Annotated in this window: 21 protein-coding genes; all 21 read right to left on the reverse strand. The window is 41.2% G+C overall.

The window, feature by feature from the left end:
* Positions 1-4: 4 nt before the first annotated feature.
* A complete protein-coding gene (locus J7I90_RS03905) occupies positions 5-310 on the reverse strand; it encodes a YlxQ family RNA-binding protein (protein WP_034313614.1) in 306 nt (101 codons plus the stop codon).
* A gap of 4 nt (positions 311-314) precedes the next feature.
* Complete coding sequence (gene rnpM / locus J7I90_RS03910; protein ID WP_034313617.1) at positions 315-590, reverse strand: RNase P modulator RnpM; 276 nt, start codon at positions 588-590, stop codon at positions 315-317.
* Positions 591-606: 16 nt separating this feature from the next.
* Positions 607-1,737, reverse strand: a complete 1,131-nt coding sequence (gene nusA / locus J7I90_RS03915; protein WP_095389885.1) for a transcription termination factor NusA — start codon at positions 1,735-1,737, stop codon at positions 607-609.
* A gap of 43 nt (positions 1,738-1,780) precedes the next feature.
* Positions 1,781-2,254: a ribosome maturation factor RimP gene (gene rimP / locus J7I90_RS03920; RefSeq protein WP_048684765.1), complete on the reverse strand. Its 474-nt coding sequence runs from the start codon at positions 2,252-2,254 to the stop codon at positions 1,781-1,783.
* A 193-nt stretch (positions 2,255-2,447) separates the two neighbouring features.
* Positions 2,448-6,770 (reverse strand): PolC-type DNA polymerase III, encoded by a 4,323-nt coding sequence (locus tag J7I90_RS03925; RefSeq protein WP_214768500.1) that lies wholly within the window; start codon positions 6,768-6,770, stop codon positions 2,448-2,450.
* Positions 6,771-6,935: 165 nt separating this feature from the next.
* The gene (locus J7I90_RS03930) at positions 6,936-8,636 is read right to left on the reverse strand and encodes a proline--tRNA ligase (RefSeq protein WP_214768501.1); all 1,701 of its coding nucleotides are present in this window, start codon (positions 8,634-8,636) and stop codon (positions 6,936-6,938) included.
* 268 nt (positions 8,637-8,904) lie between these two features.
* On the reverse strand, positions 8,905-10,173 hold the full coding sequence (rseP, locus tag J7I90_RS03935) for an RIP metalloprotease RseP (protein ID WP_214768502.1): 1,269 nt from the start codon (positions 10,171-10,173) through the stop codon (positions 8,905-8,907).
* A gap of 7 nt (positions 10,174-10,180) precedes the next feature.
* Entirely contained in the window at positions 10,181-11,341 is a 1,161-nt protein-coding gene (gene dxr, locus J7I90_RS03940; protein WP_214768503.1) for a 1-deoxy-D-xylulose-5-phosphate reductoisomerase, read from the reverse strand.
* A gap of 43 nt (positions 11,342-11,384) precedes the next feature.
* On the reverse strand, positions 11,385-12,182 hold the full coding sequence (locus J7I90_RS03945; protein WP_063596537.1) for a phosphatidate cytidylyltransferase: 798 nt from the start codon (positions 12,180-12,182) through the stop codon (positions 11,385-11,387).
* Between the two features lie 25 nt (positions 12,183-12,207).
* Positions 12,208-12,981: an undecaprenyl pyrophosphate synthase gene (locus J7I90_RS03950; RefSeq protein WP_034313634.1), complete on the reverse strand. Its 774-nt coding sequence runs from the start codon at positions 12,979-12,981 to the stop codon at positions 12,208-12,210.
* A gap of 400 nt (positions 12,982-13,381) precedes the next feature.
* The gene (frr, locus tag J7I90_RS03955; protein ID WP_214768504.1) at positions 13,382-13,939 is read right to left on the reverse strand and encodes a ribosome recycling factor; all 558 of its coding nucleotides are present in this window, start codon (positions 13,937-13,939) and stop codon (positions 13,382-13,384) included.
* A 3-nt stretch (positions 13,940-13,942) separates the two neighbouring features.
* Positions 13,943-14,665, reverse strand: coding sequence for a UMP kinase (gene pyrH, locus J7I90_RS03960; RefSeq protein ID WP_034313639.1), 723 nt, complete (start codon positions 14,663-14,665; stop codon positions 13,943-13,945).
* 125 nt (positions 14,666-14,790) lie between these two features.
* Positions 14,791-15,675, reverse strand: coding sequence for a translation elongation factor Ts (gene tsf, locus J7I90_RS03965; protein ID WP_034313641.1), 885 nt, complete (start codon positions 15,673-15,675; stop codon positions 14,791-14,793).
* Positions 15,676-15,982: 307 nt separating this feature from the next.
* Entirely contained in the window at positions 15,983-16,696 is a 714-nt protein-coding gene (gene rpsB / locus J7I90_RS03970; protein WP_034313644.1) for a 30S ribosomal protein S2, read from the reverse strand.
* Positions 16,697-16,850: 154 nt separating this feature from the next.
* A complete protein-coding gene (locus J7I90_RS03975; protein WP_214768505.1) occupies positions 16,851-17,507 on the reverse strand; it encodes a DUF6115 domain-containing protein in 657 nt (218 codons plus the stop codon).
* A gap of 260 nt (positions 17,508-17,767) precedes the next feature.
* The gene (locus tag J7I90_RS03980) at positions 17,768-18,532 is read right to left on the reverse strand and encodes a FliA/WhiG family RNA polymerase sigma factor (protein WP_134783235.1); all 765 of its coding nucleotides are present in this window, start codon (positions 18,530-18,532) and stop codon (positions 17,768-17,770) included.
* A 124-nt stretch (positions 18,533-18,656) separates the two neighbouring features.
* Complete coding sequence (locus J7I90_RS03985; RefSeq protein WP_214768506.1) at positions 18,657-19,160, reverse strand: chemotaxis protein CheD; 504 nt, start codon at positions 19,158-19,160, stop codon at positions 18,657-18,659.
* Positions 19,153-19,791 (reverse strand): chemotaxis protein CheC, encoded by a 639-nt coding sequence (locus J7I90_RS03990; RefSeq protein ID WP_214768507.1) that lies wholly within the window; start codon positions 19,789-19,791, stop codon positions 19,153-19,155. Before J7I90_RS03990 ends, J7I90_RS03985 begins: the two co-directional genes overlap by 8 nt.
* Before the next feature lie 4 nt (positions 19,792-19,795).
* Entirely contained in the window at positions 19,796-20,251 is a 456-nt protein-coding gene (locus J7I90_RS03995) for a chemotaxis protein CheW (protein WP_214768508.1), read from the reverse strand.
* Positions 20,252-20,352: 101 nt separating this feature from the next.
* Complete coding sequence (locus J7I90_RS04000; protein ID WP_214768509.1) at positions 20,353-22,395, reverse strand: chemotaxis protein CheA; 2,043 nt, start codon at positions 22,393-22,395, stop codon at positions 20,353-20,355.
* A gap of 21 nt (positions 22,396-22,416) precedes the next feature.
* Positions 22,417-23,514, reverse strand: coding sequence for a protein-glutamate methylesterase/protein-glutamine glutaminase (locus tag J7I90_RS04005; protein ID WP_214768510.1), 1,098 nt, complete (start codon positions 23,512-23,514; stop codon positions 22,417-22,419).
* Positions 23,515-23,521 lie beyond the last annotated feature (7 nt).

A 23,521-nucleotide genomic window follows, 5' to 3' on the forward strand; every position in this document is an offset into this window, starting at 1 on the left:
AAATTTAATCGAGCAGCGTTCGGAGTTTTTGTGCAAAACCTTCATCCAGAACTGCGACGGCAACTCTAGCATCCTTACCTATCGCATGGCCGAGCAATGACCTGCTTTCGACTCTTTTTAAAGGAACCTGATAAAATGCGCACTTATCAGATATTTTTTTTTCAGTGTTTTTTGAAGCGTCCGCGGATAAAATAACAACTTTGGCATTACCGCTTCTAATCTCTTTAACCACTAATTCTTCACCCGAAATTAGCTTGCGTGCTCGATTGGCCAAACCTAATAGAGACATCCATTGTTGTTGTTGGGTCATGGTGTTAGTTTTTCTCCTTATTCACTAATTCGAGCAATTGTTCATAAAGGGAAGAATCGATTTGGGTACTAAGGTGATTAGCCAGCACATTTTTCTTTTTGGCCAGCTCGATAACATCCCGATCAAGAGTCAAATAAGCTCCCCTTCCAGATTTCTTACCGGTCGGATCCAGGCTGACTTCCCCTTCTTTAGATCGAACGATGCGAATGAGTTCTTTTTTCGGCTTCATTTCGCCTGTCGCCACACATTTGCGCATCGGGATTTTTTTTCGGTTATTCATCTTTTTTCACCTCGAATTACTCGTTATCCTCTTCGAAATCTGTTTCCTCTTCAGTAACATAACTATCTCTGCTCAAAAGGAATTCCTGTTCTTCCACAGGATATATACCAGCTTCCCGAGCTTCCGTTTCACTCTTGATATCAATTTTCCAGCCTGTAAGCTTGGCAGCTAAACGGGCATTTTGTCCACGCTTACCAATTGCCAGGGAGAGTTGATAATCAGGAACGACTACTGTCGTTGCCTTTTCCTCTTCTTTAACAATGACCTCAAGTACTTTTGAAGGGCTTAAAGCATTCGCAACGAAAATGACCGGATTCTCCGACCATTTGACGATATCGATCTTTTCACCTTTCAATTCGTTGACGATGGCCTGAACACGCTGGCCTTTTTGGCCTACACAGGAACCGACAGGATCGACTTCTTCGTTATCGGAGTGCACAGAGATTTTTGAACGGTCGCCTGCTTCGCGGGCAACTGACTTGATCTCGACTGTTCCATCGAAAATTTCAGGCACTTCGATTTCGAATAAACGTTTTAAAAGGCCAGGATGTGAACGGGATACAAAAATTTGCGGACCCTTGGAAGTCTTTTCAACTTTAGTGATGAAAACTTTAATGCGGTCATGCGGTTTATATTGTTCATTCGGCATTTGCTCATTCACCGGGAGCAAAGCCTCGATTTTACCTAAGCTCACATAAATGAATCGGGAATCCTGGCGTTGAACGATACCAGTCATGATATCCTCTTCACGATCGATGAATTCGGCATAAATGATGCCCCGTTCCGCTTCACGCACCCTTTGAGTGACGACTTGTTTTGCTGTTTGTGCAGCAATACGGCCGAAATCCTTAGGTGTTACTTCCATTTCGACAACATCCTCTAACTGATAGTTGGGATCAATTGCTCTTGCTTCTTCAACAGAAATTTCCAGACGCGAATCGAACACTTCGTCAACAACGTCTTTTCTGGCAAATACACGCATTGTTCCTTTACCAAGATTCAAGTCGATACGTACATTTTGTGCTTGGTTAAAGTTACGGCGATATGCCGATATAAGGGCAGATTCAATCGCGTCGATCAAAACCTCCCTGGAAATTCCTTTTTCGTTTTCTAAAATATAGAGAGCATCCAATAACTCATTGCCCATGGTGATCCCCCTTACGGATATTTAAATTAATGATTTGCTTGACTTAAGCGAAGGTAATCGCCAATCTTGCTTTGGCTACCTTTTCGAATGGTATGACGATCGTTTTCTTTCTTGTCTTGATTCTGACTTCGAGTGTCACTTCTTCACCATCGAAACTGGTTAAGATTCCTTCGAATTCTTTTTCATCTAAAATGGGCTCGTATGTTTTTATGTAAACATTTTTACCGATAGCATTAAGGAAATCCTTCTCTTTTTTCAGAGGCCTTTCAGCTCCGGGTGATGAAACTTCGAGAAAATAATTTTGTGGAATCGGATCAACCTCATCAAGCTTTTCACTGAGTTTTTCACTCACATTTCCGCAATCATCAATATCTACGCCTGTTTCTTTATCAATGTACACTCGAAGGAACCAGCTTTTACCTTCCTTCACATACTCCACTTCGACTAATTCAAGCTGCAATTCTTCAAGAATTGGTAATGCTAATTCCTCTACGACTTCCGTTACCTTTTTACTCATTTGTTTCCTCCATACGTGCGTTGTATGCGCTTGGTTTCGGATTCAAAATAAATGGTCATTACAACACGAAAGAGTGGGTTTCCCCACTCTTGCCATTGGTTCCTCTTAGTATTTCCAATAAAAATATACCATAATCAAGATATTTATGCAAATATCATGTCTGTTTCTTCCTTTTTGAAATCCGTTTCCTCTTTTAAAATAAAGATAACTGATTTTGTTCAGGCAATGACTCCAGACAGCCTTGTTTATCAAGGTATTCAAGAATGGTCTTCGAAACTTTACCCCGCTGTTGAAGGTCTTCTTTGGAGAGGAATTCACCATTTCCCCGTGCGTTGACGATATTGATCGCCGCATTCGTTCCAAGACCAGGGATCGAATTGAAAGGCGGAATCAAAGTATTTCCTTCAATTAGGAATTGATCTGCACTGGATTTGTACAAGTCCACTTTAGCGAATGAATATCCTCGTTCACACATTTCCAAAGCTAGTTCAAGAACCGTCAATGTATTCTTTTCCTTTGTGGATGCATCCAATCCCTTTACCATGATTTCTTCCATTTTTGCTTTGATCGCCTGCGATCCCCGTGTCATGGCGTCGATTTCAAAATCATCGGCACGTACTGTGAAATAGGCAGCATAATATAATAAGGGCAGATGCACTTTAAAATAGGCAATCCGGACAGCCATTAAGACGTAAGCTGCAGCATGGGCTTTCGGGAACATGTATTTAATCTTCTTACATGAATCGATATACCATTCCGGCACCTCATTTTTCCTCATTTCCTCTTCGAATTCCTCCGAGAGCCCTTTCCCTTTACGTACAGATTCCATGATTTTGAACGCCAGTGAAGGATCGAGACCTTGATAGATCAGATAGACCATAATATCATCCCGGCAGCCTATAACCTCACTTAGTGTACAGATCCGGTTGTGGATCAGTTCCTGTGCATTGCTCAGCCATACATCCGTACCGTGGGAAAGGCCTGAAATCTGAACAAGCTCGGAAAAAGTCGTAGGTTTTGTATCTTCAAGCATCTGCCGGACAAAACGCGTACCAAATTCCGGGATGCCAAGCGTACCCGTTTTACACATGATCTGTTCTTCGGTAACTCCTAAAGATTCAGTACTGCTGAATATTTTCATTACTTCAGGATCATCGGTAGGAACGGTCTTTGGATCGATGCCACTTAAATCTTGAAGCATCCGGATTACTGTCGGATCATCGTGTCCAAGTATATCAAGTTTCAAAATATTATCGTGAATGGAATGGAAATCAAAGTGAGTTGTTTTCCACTCTGAATTCCGGTCATCCGCAGGGAACTGAATTGGTGTGAAATCATAGATATCCATATAATCCGGAACGACGATGATTCCGCCCGGGTGCTGTCCAGTCGTCCTTTTCACACCAGTACAACCGGCAACAAGGCGATCGGTCTCGGCTCCGCGCATATGGATGTTATTATCGGAGGAATACCCTTTTACATATCCATAAGCCGTTTTTTCAGCGACCGTACCAATCGTTCCGGCACGATATACATATTCTTCACCAAATAAGACCTTCGTATAGTTATGGGCCTTCGGCTGATATTCACCGGAGAAGTTCAAGTCGATATCCGGAACCTTATCCCCTTTAAATCCAAGGAAAGTTTCAAACGGGATATCATGCCCGTCTTTTGTATAAGCGATGCCACAATCGGGACAGTCTTTATCGGGCAGATCAAACCCGGAACCTACAGAACCGTCATTGAAGAATTCGGATTTCTTGCACTCAGGACATACATAATGCGGCGGAAGTGGGTTCACCTCTGTAATTTCAGTCATGGTGGCAACGAAAGATGATCCAACCGATCCCCTTGAGCCAACTAGATAACCATCATTCAATGATTTTTTAACAAGCTTGTGAGAAATTAAATAAATAACGGCAAAACCGTGGCCGATGATGCTTTTCAATTCTTTCTCAAGACGGGCTTCCACGATTTCCGGCAGGTTTTCTCCATAAATCTTCCTTGCCATGCCGTAACTCATTTCACGCATCTCTTCATCTGCACCTTCAATTTTAGGTGTGTATAACTCATCCTTGATTGGCTTGATTTCTTCAATCATATCAGCGATTTTATTCGTGTTGGTTACCACGACCTCTTTGGCTTTCTCGGAACCGAGGAAGGAGAATTCCCGCAGCATTTCATCTGTTGTCCGAAAATGTACGTCAGGAAGCTTATGACGATTCAGCGGGTTTGCGCCGCCTTGTGAATTCACAAGGATTTTACGGTAAATTTTATCATTGGGATCCAAATAATGCACATTTCCCGTGGCTACGACTGGCTTGTCCAGCTTTTCACCAAGCTTGACGATATTCGAAATTATCATTTCTAATGATTTATCATCCCGTACATATTCAAGCTCGATCAAATGCTGATACACTTCCTTCGGATGGATTTCAAGATAATCGTAGAATTCGGCGATATCGACGACTTCCTCAAAACCCTTCTGCATCATCCCTTCAAAAACTTCCCCTTTATCACATCCCGATCCGACCAGGATTCCTTCACGATACTTTTTAAGTTGTGAGCGCGGTAATCGAGGCACACGATAGAAATAATCGATGTGTGATATTGAAATTAATTTAAAAAGGTTTTTTAAGCCAGCCTGTGTTTGCGCAATCAACGTACAATGTGACGGCCGGGAACGCTGGTAAGCATTTCCTTTACCCATATTGTCATTAAGTTGATCATGATGGGTAATCTCCTTTTCCATTGCATCCTTCAGCATCTTCAGCATAAGGTAACCCGTAGCTTCGGCGTCATAAATGGCCCTATGATGCTGGGTCAAATCAATATCGAACTTTTTACATAGTGTATTTAACCGATGATTTTTAAACTCCGGATATAAGAAACGGGCAAGTTCCAATGTATCAAGAACAGGATTGGAAGCTTTAGGATAACCCAAGTTTTTATAACCTATATTCAAAAACCCCATATCGAAGGCTGCGTTGTGGGCAACCAGGATCGCATCGCCCGCCCAGTCCTTGAACTTTTCCAGAACTTCCGAGACTTCGGGAGCATTTTCTACAAGATCATCAGTGATTCCAGTCAATTCTATCGTCGTATTGGATAGTGGGTGATGCGGATTAGCAAATGACTCGAATCGATCAATGATGTCACCGTCACGGATTTTCACTGCAGCAAATTCAATGATCGTATCATAAACGGCTGACAGACCCGTCGTCTCTACGTCAAATACAACATAGGTGGCATCTGCCAAAGCGATATGCGCCTCATTATAAACGATGGGTACACCATCATTTACAAGATTCACTTCGACGCCATAAAGGATTTTGATTCCATTCTTTTTCCCGGCACTATAAGCCTCAGGGAATGATTGTGCTCCTGCATGATCTGTAATGGCAACAGCCTTATGCCCCCACTTTGCAGCCTGGGCAACAAGCGCTGAAGTAGGTGTCACTGCATCCATCGAGCTCATTGGGGTATGCATATGCAGTTCTACACGCTTTTCTCCTTCTGGGGCCTTATCCTGTCGTCCTTGTTTAGAAATTTCATTTATATCATTTGCGATCATTACAAGGTCACGTACGAATGTATCATTTTGGATGCTGCCTTGGGCACGTACCCACATCCCTTTTTTTACTCGGGCAAGTATGGCAGCATCTTCTTTATCACGCGAAAACATTTTGACCAATATCGAGCTCGTATAATCCGTGACTTTAAATGTCAGCAGGCTTCGTCCGCTTCGCAACTCACGCACTTCTGCATCAAATACGAATCCTTCGATAGCAATCCTGCGCTCTTCATCGATAATTTGTTCGATTCTGCGGAAATCCGCATCTTCTTTAATCGTATACCCAATTTTAACCGGTCCTTCGTAGACGCCATCGTCGCCGCCTTTTTCCGATTCTTTCTTCTGCATTTCCACTAGCGCAGCAAGTCCTTTTTCCGCGTCTTCCTTTTGTTTCTCTTCCAAAAACTTTTGGTAATCAGGATTCGACACGGTTTCCTTCACTTCCGCTTCAAGTGTCAACGGGGGAAAACCGAATGTTTGGTAGATATTCGAAATGATGCCGGAGTATTTTCGTTTCAGCTGACCAGCTTCCGTATCATTTCGGGCGCTTACGATAAGCTTATATCCATTTACGGTTGGCACTTGTTCATTCAGGAGCGATAACAGTGCTGGAGACATTCCTTCAAGTTCGCCAATGCAGTTTTTCCAATACTCTTTTACCAATTGTTCGGTCACTTGCGGATTGGCCACATTCAAGTTGAATGTGACCTTCGCAATATGGGAAAACGTACTTGCTAGTTGAGTAGCTAGTCTTGTATGAACACTGCAAGGAATCAATGCAGGTATATTAAAGGCAAAATGCCATGTTTTGGACTCCCTCTCGATTGAGAGTTTATCAATTTCGGCACCTATGAAGTAATTCACAAAGGCATCCTCGGTCAAGTCCATTTGCTGGAGCAAGAGTTGAAATCTCTCTCTACCGCTATTTGGATTTTGATCCATTCCCTCTCTCCCCTATCTACTATCTCTTTAGATATTATTCACTATCATTTTCGTTTTGATATCAGAGGCTATTATAACATATCATGAATGTTTCACTAGTATCCAAATCCATGAAAAGGAAAAGCATCATCCAATTGAATGATGCCTAGTTCCCCCATTTTTAAATTATCCGAGTATTTCGTGAAGCTTTTGAGTTAGTTCAGCTCTTTCAAGTTCAAGAACCTCACCCGTTTTACGGATTTTCACTTCGACAATTCCGTCGGATGCCTTTTTACCAACAGTCACCCTGACAGGAAGACCGATTAAGTCGGAGTCTGCGAATTTTACGCCCGCACGTTCTTGACGATCATCCATTAGAACTTCCATGCCTTGTCCCTTTAAATCTTTATATAATTCTTCTGCCAGGGCAGCCTGAGCCTCATCCTTCATATTGATTGGAATCAAATGGACTTGGTATGGCGCTAAATCCTTTGGCCAGACCAATCCTTTTTCATCGTTGAATTGTTCAGCGACAGCTGCAAGTGTACGGGAAACCCCAATACCATAACATCCCATGATCATTGGCTGCGACCGTCCATTCTCATCCAGGAATGTCGCATTCATAGCTTCGGAATATTTTGTTCCTAGTTTGAATACGTGGCCCACCTCAATCCCTTTGGCAAACTTAATTTTTCCGTTTCCGTCAGGAGATGGGTCACCCTCTTGGATGAAACGAAGATCTATATAATTGGCCACGTTAAAATCACGAGCGGGATTGACGTTCACATAATGGTGGTCTTCCTCATTTGCACCACAAACTCCATTAACCATGGCTTCGACGGCAAGATCCGCAATCACTTCCACTTCAGAAGTGACATTTATTGGTCCAAGAGATCCAATTGCACACCCCAAGACTTCCTTCGTCTCATTTGGATCGACCAAATCAACGATTGAAGCGTTATAGAAGTTCTTCAGCTTGATATCATTGACTTCATGATCTCCTCGTACCAAAACTAGCACATACTTTTCATCCACTTTAAACAATAATGATTTTATTAGTTTCACTGCATCAGTATTCAGGAATGAAGCAACTTCTTCTATCGACTTTTGACCCGGTGTATGAATTTTTTCAAGTGCAATTTGTTCTTCGCTGCTTTTTTCATATTTTACATTCACAGGTGCCATTTCAATATTGGCCGCATAATCGGAAGTATCCGAATAAGCGATGGTATCCTCCCCTATTTCAGACAGGACCATGAATTCATGTGTATCCTTACCACCCATTGCCCCAGAATCGGCAATGACCGCACGGAAGTTCAACCCACAACGGCTAAATATATTCGAATATGCCGCAAATAAATTTTTATATACAGCATCCAGGCTTTCTTGATTAGCATGGAAAGAATAAGCATCCTTCATGATGAACTCACGTCCACGCAACAATCCGAAACGCGGTCTTTTTTCATCACGGAATTTGGTTTGGATTTGGTAAACCGTCAATGGAAGACGCTTATAGGATTTCACCTCATCGCGAACTAAACTGGTTATCACTTCTTCATGCGTGGCACCAAGCGCAAATTCACGGTTGTTGCGATCCTTAAGCCGCATCAACTCTGGACCATAAGTATACCAGCGTCCAGATTCCTGCCAGAATTCGGCTTGTTGTAAAGCCGGCATCAATAGTTCCACTGCACCTGCATTTTCCAGCTCTTCCCGAACGATTGCCTCAACCTTTTGAAGCACCTTTTTTCCAAGCGGCATAAAACTATAAACCCCGCTGGAATTTTGTCTCATAAATCCTGCACGCAATAGCAGCTGATGACTTTTGATTTCAGCATCTGCAGGCACTTCCCTCAATGTAGGGATCAACGTCATACTTTGTTTCATATCTGCACCTCTTCAATATTTCCTTTAAATTACTTGCAGCTTCGGTAAATTTGATACCGCAACATTTTAATACGGTCATTTCATAAAAAAAGACTTTCCGGTCATTCAGAAAAGCTAATTTAATATACTCATTCTCGATTATACTTACGATTTCCCTAGAAAACAAACAATTTCCCCAAAACGAATAAAAAACTAGGAAATCCCTTCAGATAAGAAAACGGCCAACAGATAATTCTGCTGGCCTGTTTTTGCATTGTCCAAACATGTCTTACAGGAAGAATCGCTGAATGTCATTCCAAGTAACGACAATCATCAATAACATCAGCAAAGCAAAGCCGATGAAGTGGACCATCCCTTCTTTTTGACGGTCAATTGGTTTCCCTCTTAAGAATTCGACCACAAAGAATAACAGTCTTCCTCCATCCAATGCCGGCAGAGGAAGCAAGTTCATGATTCCCAAGTTAATGCTGAGCAGCCCTGCCCATTTCATTAATGTGAATAAACCTTGTTTCGCCACTTCCTCAGTTGATTTATATATGCCTACAGGACCAGATAAACTATCGATCGTAAATCCGCCCGTTACAAGATCACCAAGGATGATGAAGATTTGTTTTGTCCAAAAGTACGTTTCTGTAAAACCATATTGTATAGCTTTAACCGGTGCTTTTTCAACCGGAGGGTAAACACCGATAATCCCGATCTTCTTCCCTTCCCTTTCCACTTCTTGTGGAACAACCGGTACTTCCAATGTTTTCCCTTCCCTGTCAACGACGAACTCGATCTCTTGCCCAGGGTTCTTTTGAATGCTTTCCTGAACATCTCCCCAAGTGGAGACTTCCGTCCCTTCTATGGATTGAATGACATCTCCCGATTTTAAACCGGCATTTACAGCCGAACCATCCGGAGTCAACTCACCAAGTTTCGCTTCATCCACCACGACACCTTGAAACAGGCCGATCAGCACAAAAATGACAAAAGCCAAAACGAAATTCATTGCAGGACCAGCTACAATCGTCAGAAAACGATGCCCAAGCGACTTTGAGGCAAATTGCCGGTCAAAAGGAGCGATCTGGTTCTCTACACCATTTTCAACAATCACAGCTTCTTTATTGATGGTAAACGTTTTTAATGTATCTTCCTCGCCCTCTTCATAACCAGTAAGGATGAGTTTATGATCAAGGTCGATCACTTCAACTTCAACAAGGCGAATATCAGGATATTTATCTTTATTATTCAAAATGATCTTTGTAACATTCTCATCATTATCGAACATTAATCCCACCCGATAGCCGGGTTTCAATTCTATATTTTCTGCGTCTTCACCGGCCATGCGCACGTAACCGCCAAGAGGAAGCAAGCGGATGGTATAAACGGTTTCCTTCTTTTTATATGTGAATACTTTTGGCCCGAAACCGATTGCGAACTCACGGCATAAGATTCCTGCTCGCTTTGCAAACACTAAGTGCCCAAGCTCATGGAAAAATACTAGAGCTCCAAAAATGATGATGAACGCTATAATCGTTTCTAAAGTCTGCATGTTCCGGTCACCTATCTTTCACTAAAGATTCTATATACTGCCTTGTCATATTATCGACTTCCTGAATCGTTTCTAAATCTGGAAGGGCTATGACGGAATGCTGATTCAGCGCTTTTTCAATTAACCACTCAATTTCAAGGAAGGTTACCTTTCCAGATAAGAATGCAGAGACTGCGGCTTCATTGGCGGCATTCAACACAGTAGTCATCGTTCCGCCCATTTTACCTGCTTTATAGGCGAATTGCAAACAAGGATATCTGGTGAAATCCATATCCCTAAAATGCAGTTTACCTGCTTCAGCAAGGTTCAATCGTTTGCGACCTGCCAGCGGAATACGGTCTGGATAAGTAAGTGCATATTGTATCGGAACCCGCATATCCGGTGTCCCCAGTTGTGCTATCACGCTGGAGTCATGAAACTCAACCATGGAATGGATGATGCTCTCCTTATGTAGCAATACATCAATTTTATCGTAGGGAAGATCGAATAGCCAATGGGCCTCGATCACTTCCAAACCTTTATTCATCATTGATGCTGAATCGATCGTGATTTTAGCTCCCATTGACCAGTTCGGATGGTTCAGAGCCTCTTCCACCGTTACATCCTTCAATTCTTCCCTGGTCCGATCTCGAAAACTGCCTCCTGAAGCAGTAATGACAAGACGTTCTATATTTTTTTCCTTTTCACCTTGCAGTGCCTGAAAAATGGCGGAATGCTCACTGTCAACCGGCAGCAATCTGACCCCCGCTTTTTTTGCTTCACTCATGACCAAATGACCTGCCGTCACCAACGTCTCCTTGTTGGCGATAGCAATATCCTTTTTAGCCTTTATTGCTTGAAGTGTCGGATAAAGACCCACGCTTCCTATGACGGCATTGACCAATATCGTCGCCTGACCATAAACAGCAACAGCAGTCAATCCATCATCCCCATACATGAACTCGATATCTTTGCGGTTGGAGAATTCACTTTTCAAAACATGATAATCTTCTTCCGTCTGGACTGAAACCAGTTTCGGTTCAAACTCTTGTATATAAGTCCTGACCAATTCTATATTCTTTCCAGCAGAAAGCGCCACGATCTTGAATTGATCTGGATGGGACCTAACTACATCCGCCGTTTGTTGACCAATCGATCCTGTCGCGCCCAAAAGGCTGATATTTTTCAAATTGTTCATCTCCTAATCCATATAACACTTGCCTATATTTATCTTATAAAACATGCAATAAATGCAAAATCGGTAAAATGAAGATCACACTATCTAGCCTGTCCAAAATTCCACCATGTCCCGGGAGAAGCTTCCCTGAATCCTTTACGCCATAATGACGTTTATACGCCGATTGGACGAGATCACCCAATTGGCCGAATACCCCAATGATTAATGAAATCAATAATAATTGTAATAACGTGTAATCAAGGCTGGAGAAGGCGTAAAATAGAACACCCACGACCATCGCGGATATTAACCCGCCGATAAATCCTTCCACCGTCTTGTTTGGACTTATTTCTGGCCACAGCTTTCTTTTACCAAGCGATTTACCAATGAAGTAGGCTCCGGAATCAGTTGCCCAGATCGTAAATAGGGTAAGCAGGATATAGATCAGCCCCAACCCCAGAGAGTCACGTGTTTCAAATAGGAAGTAGAAACCTATGCCCAAGTATAAGATTGAAATCACTAGAAAGCCTGCGTCATCAAAGGTAAAACGGTTTTTTGAAACGACAGTATAAAGTAACAGCAGCAAAACCCCGATCAAGAATACTTGAACTTTATCATAATTAATTTCTGCCAAAAAAGCGGTATGCTCATTAGGCAATAAAAGCACCCACAATAATATGTGAGAAAGAATTGCTTCAAAAGATAGTACACGTAACTTTTTCATTTTCATCAGTTCATACAAACCGATTGAACCTAACAGATAAACCGTCAGTAAAAAGGGAGTGCCCCCTAAAATGACTAGTGGAATGAAGATAGCGGCAACTACGACCGCCGTAATAATTCGTTGTTTCATTATTCCATTTTCCTCGCCTTCTACATTAAACGCCACCGAATCTTCGTGAACGCTTTTGATACTCCTCAACTGCCTGCAATAAATGCTCTTCACTAAAATCCGGCCACAGCACTTCAGTAAACCATAGCTCCGTATAAGCAGACTGCCAAAGCATGAAATTACTTAAACGGATTTCACCGCTTGTACGGATCAGTAAATCAGGATCCGACAAATGTTTGGTCATCAGGTAACTGGATACCATTTCCTCCGTTACATTTTCCTTTATTATACCATTCTTAGCATCTTGAATGATGCTATTCACTGCAGATACAATCTCCCCACGGCTTCCATAGTTCAGGGCAAAATTCAGAATCATGCCATCATTGTCTTTCGTGTCTTCCATTGCCCGTTTAACGGCACTTTGAGTATGTGACGGAATGAGTGACAAGTCCCCAATCGTTTCAACTCTAACATTTTCGGAAATGAGCTCGGGTAAAAAAGTCCCAAGAAATTCCTGGGGCAGCTTCATCAAAAAGTCGACTTCACTTTTCGGACGTTTCCAGTTTTCAGTGGAAAACGCATAGACCGTCAAAGTTTTGACCCCTAATTTATTGGCAACTTTTGTAATTCTACGAACGGTTTTCATTCCTTCATGATGACCTGCCACACGTGGCAATGCACGCTTTTTGGCCCAACGGCCGTTCCCATCCATAATGATGGCGATATGCTGAGGAACATCAAACTGTTTAATATGCTGAATCCTATTTGTTACATCGGAAGAAGCATCTTTTTTAACGAAACGCTTCCAAAGTGAATACATATGTTAGTCCCCCATCAGGTTGTACTTATCTCTCTACAAAGGCAAAGTTTTTCGTGCACTATGTATATCAAGCTTTCTGCCGCTTAAAAAGAATCTATATTATAATATCAAAAAAAAACTGGTTCTCATATTATTATTATGAAAATTATTTCTTCATTAGAAGCTTGAAAGGGAGAAATCATTACTTCTTTTTTTCTAAAACCGATTATGACTGCCATGAAAAATGCAAAAAAAGGACCACCTCCAACGTTTGCATGCAACATACCAACTCAAGGAGTAATCATTATCGGAGAAACCTTATTATAACAGTTTTCTCCTTTAAGCACACCTATATGTTAGCACCAAGACATGACCCAGTATGGATTCGGTCCTCTTTATTTAATCAATTCATAATTGGAAATTATACTTCCAAAATTTCTTTTTCTTTATCTTTTGTAATTTCATCGATTTTCGTGATATTGCCATCTGTCATCTTTTGGATGTCATCAGCATAGCCACGTAAATCGTCTTCAGTGATTTCACCACTTTTTTCAAGCTTTTTCAAATCATCATTAGCATCGCGACGCACATTACGGACAGCTATTTTCGCCTCTTCCGCTTCTTTTTTCACAACTTTCACAAGCTCTTTTCTGCGCTCTTCAGTTAACGCCGGGATGGCTATCCTGATGACCGATCCATCATTAGAAGGATTTAAGCCTAAGTCTGATTTCAAAATCGCCTTTTCGATTTCACCCAATACCGTTTTATCATATGGTTGAATGACTAATAGTCTAGCTTCCGGGACAGAAATACCAGCCACCTGATTAACTGGTGTCGGCGAACCATAATAATCAATCGAGATTCTATCAAGCAATGAGGCATTTGCCCTTCCGGCACGGATGCTTGCTAATTCACGTGTGTACGCTCCAATGGCTTTTTCCATTTTCGTTTTCGCAATCGAAATAACTTGTTTCGGCATCTTTTATTTCCCCCTTACAATAGTTCCAAGCGTTTCGCCTAAAACGGCCCGTTTAATATTACCTTTTTCCATGATCGAGAAGACGATCAATGGGATATCATTGTCCATGCATAGTGAGGACGCAGTTGAATCCATTACTTCTAGCCCTTCTTTAATCACATCAAGATAGGAAAGTTTATCATACTTCACTGCATTTTTGTCTTTAACCGGATCTGCATTGTATACGCCATCCACATTATTCTTCGCCATCAAGATGACATCAGCTTCAATTTCTGCAGCACGCAGGGCGGCAGTGGTATCCGTTGAGAAGTATGGATTACCTGTACCAGCTGCAAAAATCACCACTCTCTTTTTCTCTAGATGCCTGATTGCACGGCGTCTAATGTATGGTTCTGCGACTTGTCTCATCTCAATGGAAGTTTGCACGCGCGTTTCAATTCCAAGCTGATCAAGGCTGTCTTGTAATGCCAATGAGTTCATGACTGTAGCCAACATCCCCATATAGTCGGCATTAGCACGATCCATGCCCATTTCACTGCCTATTTTCCCGCGCCAGATGTTTCCGCCACCGACAACAACAGCCACTTCCACATCAAGCTCAGCCACTTCCTTGACTTGTTCAGCAATGGATTTAATTACTGCAGGGTTAATTCCAAATCCTTCTTCACCGGCTAATGCTTCACCACTTAGTTTTAGAACGACACGTTTATATTTAGCGTTACTCATGAGAACCTCCAACTATGTAATCTTTTCATTCGTTCATCATGCTTTCTTGGAATACTGCCAAAAATTCATGACATTTCAAAAAATAGGGAACACAAGAGTGTTCCCCATTATTAATTATCTGACAATTAGTCTTTTTTAACTTGGTTCATTACTTCTTCAGCAAAGTTTTCTTGACGTTTTTCAAGACCTTCCCCTACTTCATAACGAACGAATGATTGGATTTTTCCACCTTTTGATTCAACGAATTGTCCCACTTTTTGATCAGGGTTCTTAACGAAAGCTTGTTCGTTAACACAGATTTCTTCGTAGAATTTATTGATACGTCCTTCAACCATTTTGGCAACGATTTTTTCAGGTTTTCCTTCATTAAGAGCTTGTTGCGTAAGAACTTCGCGTTCGCGTTCTAATTCGCTAGCATCCACTTGGTCGCGAGAGATATATTTAGGGTTAATTGCAGCTATATGCATTGAAACGCTTTTAGCTGCCTCTTCGTCAGTTGTACCTTCAAGAACTGATAGTACGCTGATGCGTCCACCCATGTGAAGGTATGCACCAAATGCGTCGTTATCTGTTTTAGAAACGACTTGGAAACGGCGAAGAGTTAATTTCTCCCCAATTTTAGCAACAGCAGCATTGATATGATCTGCAACTTTTGCTCCATTTTCCATTGTTTGCTCAAGAGCAGCTTCAACGCTTTCAGGTTTGTTCGCAAGAAGGAACCCAGCCAATTCCTTAACAAGGATTTGGAAGCCTTCGTTTTTAGCAACGAAATCAGTTTCGGAGTTTACTTCAAGAATAACCGCTTGGTTTCCTTCAACAACGATTGAAGTTAAACCTTCAGCAGCGATACGGTCACCTTTATTAGCAGCTTTTGCAATTCCTTTTTCACGTAGGAAATCGATTGCTTTTTCCATATCGCCTTCTGTTTGTACAAGTGCCTTTTTACAGTCCATCATACCGGCACCAGTTTTTTCACGCAATTCTTTAACTAATTGTGCAGTGATTGCCATAATATATATCCTCCTCAAATTAAATGCAGTTTATTCAATTTTTACCCATTACTGCCAAAAAATACTTGTTATCATCAAAGAAAATAACGAGCTTTGACGATATTTCCGAAAAACATCCACTTTTTCAGTCAATATGACGGACTAAACCAGCTGATGATTTTCATCCCTTAAAAATCGCCCATACCTTTTAAAAAAGACATTCCGTACAGTGATTTTATGTATGTTTATTTAGTGCAAAAAAAAGGGATAAAAGGCATTATCCTCTTATCACCTTTTTTCTTACTGAATAAGCAACCTTTTTTACTTATTAAGCAGTAGTTGTTTCAGTTGCTGTTTCTTCGCCTTGTTTAGCTTCTAAGATAGCATCTGCCATTTTACCTGTTAATAATTTAACAGCACGGATTGCATCGTCATTCGCAGGAATAACTACATCGATTTCATCCGGATCACAGTTTGTATCAACGATACCAACAAGTGGAATGTGTAATTTGTGTGCTTCCGCAACAGCAATACGCTCTTTGCGTGGGTCGATAACGAAGATCGCATCTGGAAGAGTCTTCATATCTTTAATACCGCCTAAGAATTTCTCTAAGCGATCCCATTCTTTTTTAAGTTGGATAACTTCTTTTTTAGGAAGGACTTCGAAAGTTCCGTTTTCTTCCATTTTTTCGATATCTTTAAGACGAGCGATACGTTTTTGGATTGTTTCAAAGTTTGTTAAAGTTCCACCTAACCAACGTTGGTTTACATAGTACATACCAGAACGGATAGCTTCTTCTTTAACAGATTCTTGAGCTTGTTTTTTAGTTCCGACGAAAAGAACAGTACCGCCGTTAGCAGCTAGTTCTTTCACGAAGTTATAAGCTTCTTCAACCTTTTTAACTGTTTTTTGAAGGTCGATGATGTAGATGCCGTTACGCTCAGTGAAGATATATTTCTTCATTTTTGGGTTCCAGCGACGTGTTTGGTGTCCGAAATGCACACCAGCTTCAAGCAATTGTTTCATAGAAATGACTGACATTTTAGTTCCTCCTAAATGGTTTTGTTTTTCCTCCGCACCGATCATTTTCATACAGAAACTGTCGTAACAGCACCATCTGTAAGAATCACGGGGCGTGTGTATTAACACCATTTCATAATATATCATAATGACTCTACACAATCAAGAGATAAGTTTATCTATTCATGCGAAACTTTAGTAATAGCTCTATCTCCGTTTGACCGCGACCTAACTTTTTGGCGATTTCCTCTATTGAATGTCCTTGATCCGCTAACATATCCACTTTTTCATTTAATGACCGTTCATTTAACGAAGCCTGCAGCATGTCCGAAAATTCCTTGACAGCCGGCTTCCCCTGATTCTGAGTGGAAGTGGAAGCCGTTGCAAGTTCCAATTTGTCCTCGACTTTTAAGGGTAAAGCATTGGCCTCATTTTCTTCAGGCATTATTTTATAAGCGTCAATAGCCTGCTTTTTAGCGGCGGCACGACTTCCCAATTTATACTCTAGTAGAATGTTTTGTTCTTGTTTTTCTTGTTTTTCTTGTTTTTCTTGTTTTTCTTCCTTTGTTTCTTTGATTGAAACATGTTCTTGTCCTTTTTGTCCATGCTCAGGATTCATTACCAGCGAATTTTTGATTGCCTTTACCAGTGTCTCGTTGTCCTCCTTCATCTCCATTAAATAACCAGACAAAAGTTGTTCCATTTCTCCAAGGACGGCTTTTTGGTCTTTTTCCAGCATACTTAAACGATTTTGACGAAGATATAAAATGATGATGGCAAAAATGGTGAATATGTTCAATACAAACAACAGAAATATAAAAAATGCTGACATGCTGCCTCCTAATTAACCGTAATAGTCAATCCTGACCTTTAAGCGGATGGGGATCTTTTTTCACTGTTGTTTTTTTCTTGATTACTTTCCCTATGCTCTTCTTGACGAAGTACAGTTCGAACATTCTGTGATTTCGAAACATTTATTGATGTAGGTATCCGAAAGACTTCTATCAAGTTGATTTATAGTGCTTTCTTCGTTCAATAGGAATCTCTTATGCCTTCCAGACTCCATAGCCCTCTTCAATGAAAATATCTTCATTAAATCTTTTGATCTTGCATCGTGTTTCTTAATTTATAAATCGCTTTCGAGTGAATTTGGGATATCCGTGACGTAGATAGACTCATCACCTGTCCGATTTCGGTTAACGTCAGTTCTTCTTTATAAAAAAGCTGTAAAACCAACTGTTCTTTTTCATTTAGGGTTTCAATGACTTTGGCTAATTCCTCATACAGTTCATCCCTTAACACATGTTCCTCAGGTAAATCCGCCTTTTCATCTTTAATATGAAAATTTGCGCTTTCTTTATCGTCCTCTTGGGGATTTTCATCCATCGATAGTACATTGGCAAAGAAATTCTCATTTAATGCAGCATATACTTCATCTTCCGGAATATTCAATTCAGCGGCAATCTCAGTTGGCGAAAGGTTCCTCATGTATTGCTGCTCCAGCTTCTCTATTGCAGATTCAATTTTCTTGGCTTTATCTCTTGCACTCCGTGGAAGCCAATCCTCTTTTCTTAATCCATCTAAAATGGCACCACGAATTCTAAATGATGCATATGTGTCAAACTTGAGGTCACGCTTCGTATCAAAACGTTCCAGGGCATCGAATAACCCCATCATTCCCAAACTCCTTATATCATCCCGGCTCACATTTTTAGGAAGACTTACTGAAATACGTTGAACATGGTACGATACAAGAGGTATGTATTTCTTTACCAATATGTCCCCGGCTAGCGGATCTCTGCAATCCACCCAATTTTTCCAACATAACTGCTCTTCTTCGATGGTCAGATGAGACATTGGACATCCTCCTAACATTGTTATACGATTTGTGATCTACGGCCCTAAAAGCCATACATGCAATAAAAATTCGGTTGCAAATGTACCTGTCATATTTTTGGCTTTTCAAAACCCAAATCCGATCCTATATGTTTTTAGTCCCTTTTGTAACGGTACGTATATTTAGCAGACAATCATTTAAATTGAATTCAATCGTTCTTCCGCTATTCCCGCCAACATCTTCGGCAACGATTCTAATCCGCAAGTCAGATAACTCTTTCCGGACAGCTTCCACATTCCGAGGTCCGATTCTCATTAAATCCCCTCCGGAGGCAAATTGAAACATTTGTGCTCCTCCAGCCAGCTTCGCTTTTAGGAATGGCAATCTTGCGCCTTCTTTGACTAATACCTGCACCAATTCCTTTATCGCCGTATCTGCAAATTTGGCAACGTTGATCTGTCCCGATTTAGCGAGTGAAGAGTCTGGAAGCATGATATGGACCAAACCTGCAATTTCTTTTTTTTCATCATAAATCACAACACCGACACACGATCCCAAACCTGAAGTACGAATCGTATAGGGAGGCTTTATTATATTCATATCCGCTATTCCAACCTTAACAACCTGGACCTTTACCGATTCAATCATTAGGTGAGACTCCTAAGGCGGAAAAAATGATATCAAAAAATTCGGGATCAGGTAATAAAAAGAAATGACCACTAACCGAGTCAGCAAAAAGCTGGTCCTTTTCAAGTACAGTATCAATGACGATGGCTGCGTCACTTACTTGAGATAATTCCAATAACCCATAACTGATCGTTGCCCCTACCATATCGATGCTCAAGGATGGAACGGATGGATAGATATTCAATCGGGTAAAATCAGATAGGGAAGAGAGATAGGATCCCGATAAAATATTCCCTAATTCCTGCAGGCAAGAGAGTGCCAGTTCAGTATAGGGTGCTGATTCCATCAAAAAGGTTTCATCACCAGTCATCCTACGAATCAAGTATTGGGCTACAGGAAGTGAAAGGATAAAAAACATACTCCCTGAAGCATCACCTTCTATTCTAAGAAAAACGCTTGCCACGACGTGATCGGCCCCGCCAGCCATTTCCATCATTTCATCAAAAGAAACGATTCGGACATTAGGAACATTCATATCAATTTTCCTATTAAGGATGGCAGAAAGTGCCGTAGCTGCGTTTCCTGCACCTATATTACCGATTTCCTTCAAAATATCGAGCTGAAGAGTGTTGATTTTCTCAATGAACGACATATGATTATCCTTCTCTTAACATATTTTCAGTCATTTCAAGACTTAAGGCCTTCTCCAAATTAATCAGGACGAGCAGTCGCTTTTCAATTTTAGCCACTCCGCTAATGTATTCTGAAGACAAATGTCCCACAACTTCAGGCTGAGGTTCGATACTCTCCACTGGAATATCCAAAACATCATTGGCAGAGTCCACTATTAACCCCACCTCCATATCATCCAGAATAACGATGATAATCCTTGTTGATTCATCATATTCCACCTCTTCAAAATCAAAGCGAACCCGTAAATCAATAATTGGAGTGATTACCCCCCTTAAATTTATGACTCCCTTAACGAATTTTAAAGCCTTTGGAACCCTGGTAATATGCAGTAGCTTTTCAATGCCGCTGACCTTATCCACTGGAATTGCATATTCCTTATCCTTAATTTGAAATACGATTACTTTCATATCCTCCGACATCTATTCCCCTCCTTAAAAAAAATAATGATGATTGTGAAGTCTTGACGAAATCTCATCGACATGGTCGAACCATCCCAATACCTGCACCATTCATCTATCATTCAATGAATCAATGTGTTGCAATCTATGATTAATGCAACTTGACCATCACCAAGTATCGTGGCCCCGGATATGGCAAATGCACTGGTTAAATAATTGCCCAATGATTTCAGAACGATTTCCAGTTGCCCGATAAATGAATCTACGACTAATCCCGCTAATTTATCACCTTTTCTTACAATCACCACAGAGAGGGACTCTTCTTCTTCCTGACTGATAGGCACTTCAAATATATCTTTCAAGAATAGAAGCGGCAGAACCTTACCCCTGAAGTCAATGACTTGTTGATTATGGGCATTCATGATATCGGCTTTTTTTATGATTGCTGTTTCTATGATGGAAGAAAGCGGTATGGCATATTTTTCGTTTTGGATGGCAACCAGCATGACAGAAATTATGGACAATGTAAGCGGAAGCTGAATAAGGAAGATGGATCCTTCATTTTCTTTGGAATCGATCGCCACAGATCCACCGAGGGACTCTATGGTATTTTTAACTACATCAAGCCCCACACCGCGTCCCGATACATCTGAAATGGTTTCCGCTGTTGAGAAACCAGATGCGAATATCAATTCATAGATTTGCTTATCGGTTAGGGTGGCGGCAGTTTCCTTAGTTAATATCCCATTGGATAGCGCCTTGTTCAAGACTCGATCTTTATTGATTCCTGCGCCGTCATCCTCGATTTCAATGAAAACATGATTACCGCTGTGATATGCTTTTAACAGGATTTTACCTTCTTCATTCTTCCCTTTCGCCAAACGTTCTTCAGGTGTTTCAATTCCATGATCCATGGCGTTCCTTATTAAATGGACGAGGGGATCACCGATTTCATCAATGACTGTACGATCAAGTTCCGTTTCGGCACCGTTGATTTCCAAATTGACTTTCTTGTTTAAGTCCCTTGCCAATTGACGTACCATTTTAGGAAAACGATTGAATACAGTTTCCACGGGCACCATCCGCATATTCAATACGATTGTTTGTAAATCACTGGTTATACGGGACATTCTTTCTACCGTTTCATGCAATTCTTGATTATCCAAATCACTGGAAATTTGGTCAAGCCTGCCTCTATCGATTACTAGTTCCTCGAATAAGTTCATCAATATATCAAGCCGCTCAATGTTAACCCGAATGGTCTTGCTTGATGCCGTCTTAACGGGTGCCTGTTTTTTCTTATCATCATATTCCGTTGGAAGCTCGGCATTATTTGTCTCTTGTTTTGGGATTTCAGTAACTTTATCCTCTATAGAATGGGCGGCATACCGCAAGTGTTCAAGATCAAGTGCATTTACGACAACTTGTTCCACTTCTGAAACCTTCATGATTTTATTCTTTATCTCATCACTCGATTCCGTCGTTACCATCGTGATTGTAAATCGCTGATCGAATTGCTCTTCTTCCAAAAGTTCGACGGGTGGGTGTGACTTGATTACTTCACCGGACTTTTCAAGCACCTCAAAAACCATAAACACCCTGGCAGCTTTTAAAAGACAGTCCTCACGCAACCCTATCGAAATTTCGAAGCTGTTGAATCCCTGATCCTTTGACTGTTGTAGTACGGTCCATTCAAATTCATCGTAATCTCCAACAGTCATTTCCTCCTTTTCAAGGACAGCAGAAGCTGCTGCCACTTCTGCAATGGTTGATGAAACGGGTGACTCGCCTTTTTCAATCATTTCCAGCTGATGGACAACCCCCATCACATTTCTTTTTCCATCTCCACCTTCAGCAATAGACACGACCATCGCTTCTAAATCATCTACCGCTAAAAATATCACGTCAAACAATTCAGGCGAAAGAACGATTTGACTGTTTCGGATCGCATCCAGAACATTCTCCATTTTATGAGTTAAATTGGCTAGATCCTCATAACCCATAGTTGCTGACATCCCTTTTAAGGTATGGGCGGAACGAAATATTTCGTTTACTATCGAGAGGTCTTCCGGGTTCTTTTCGAGTACCAGCAACTGTTCGCTGCATGTTTGAAGATGTTCTTTACTTTCTTCAATAAATACCTCTAAATACTGATTCATATCCATACAATCTCACACCTCCACGTGTTAACAATAGCTTATTACTGCTCTAGCTATTTTTTCTACATCCTCTATGCTATCTATTAACTTGGTATTGATTGCCGCCTTGGGCATACCAAAAACGATTGAAGTCTCCTGTGATTCGGCTATCGCTTTTAAAGGACCCTTTTGTTTAAGCTTGGTAAGCCCCTTTGACCCATCCATCCCCATCCCGGTCATGATGACGGCTATTTTCGCATAATCATTCATTTCACTCACCGATTCAATCAGCACATCAACCGACGGGCGATGTCCATTACGCAATTCGGATTGATCCAAAAGGATTGCCCAGCTGATTCCGACTTTCCTCACTTTCAAGTGATAACCTCCAGGTGCGATGTAGGCGACACCTTTTTGAATCAGTTCTCCCTCTTCAGCTTCCTTCACTTTAATCTTGCATAACGAATTCAGGCGTGTTGCCAAGGATTTTGTGAAACCGGGGGGCATATGCTGGACAATGAGTATAGGAGCATCAATGTCTTCTGGGAGTCCTGTCAAGACAGTCTGCAGAGCTCTCGGGCCTCCTGTTGATGTACCGATGACTATTATTTTTTTGTATCCATAGGACCATTTCATTTGATTTTTTTCGTTTGTTGACAATAACATTGAATCTATTTTACTATATTTTTCCCAAACGGATGGGCTTCTTTCAATATTTCTCGCATTTTTTTCTAGTTTGTGAACATTTGCCCTGCTGGCAGCCAAAACTTTTTCATGGAGTTCTTTCTTGATTTTATGTAAGTCCAATGAAATGGCTCCCGAAGGTTTAGCCACAAAATCAAAGGCTCCGCTGTTCATGGCGGCAAATGTATTTTCCGTTCCTTTTTTTGTTGTGCTTGATAACATGACTACAGCGGTTGGACATTCATTCATGATCCGGTTTAATGCTTCCAACCCGTCCATAATCGGCATTTCCACATCCAAAGTCACGACATCGGGTTTTAAAGCCTTTATTTTTTCTATGGCATCTATTCCATTCCTGGCAGTCCCGATGACTTCCATCCTGCTATCTTCTGCTAAAAAATCTGAGATTAACTTTCTCATAAATGCAGAATCGTCCACTATCAGCACTTTTACTTTATCCATAGAAGGA

The sequence above is a fragment of the Bacillus sp. ISL-57 genome, assembly GCF_018613135.1.
GTDB lineage: Bacteria > Bacillota > Bacilli > Bacillales > DSM-1321 > Peribacillus > Peribacillus frigoritolerans.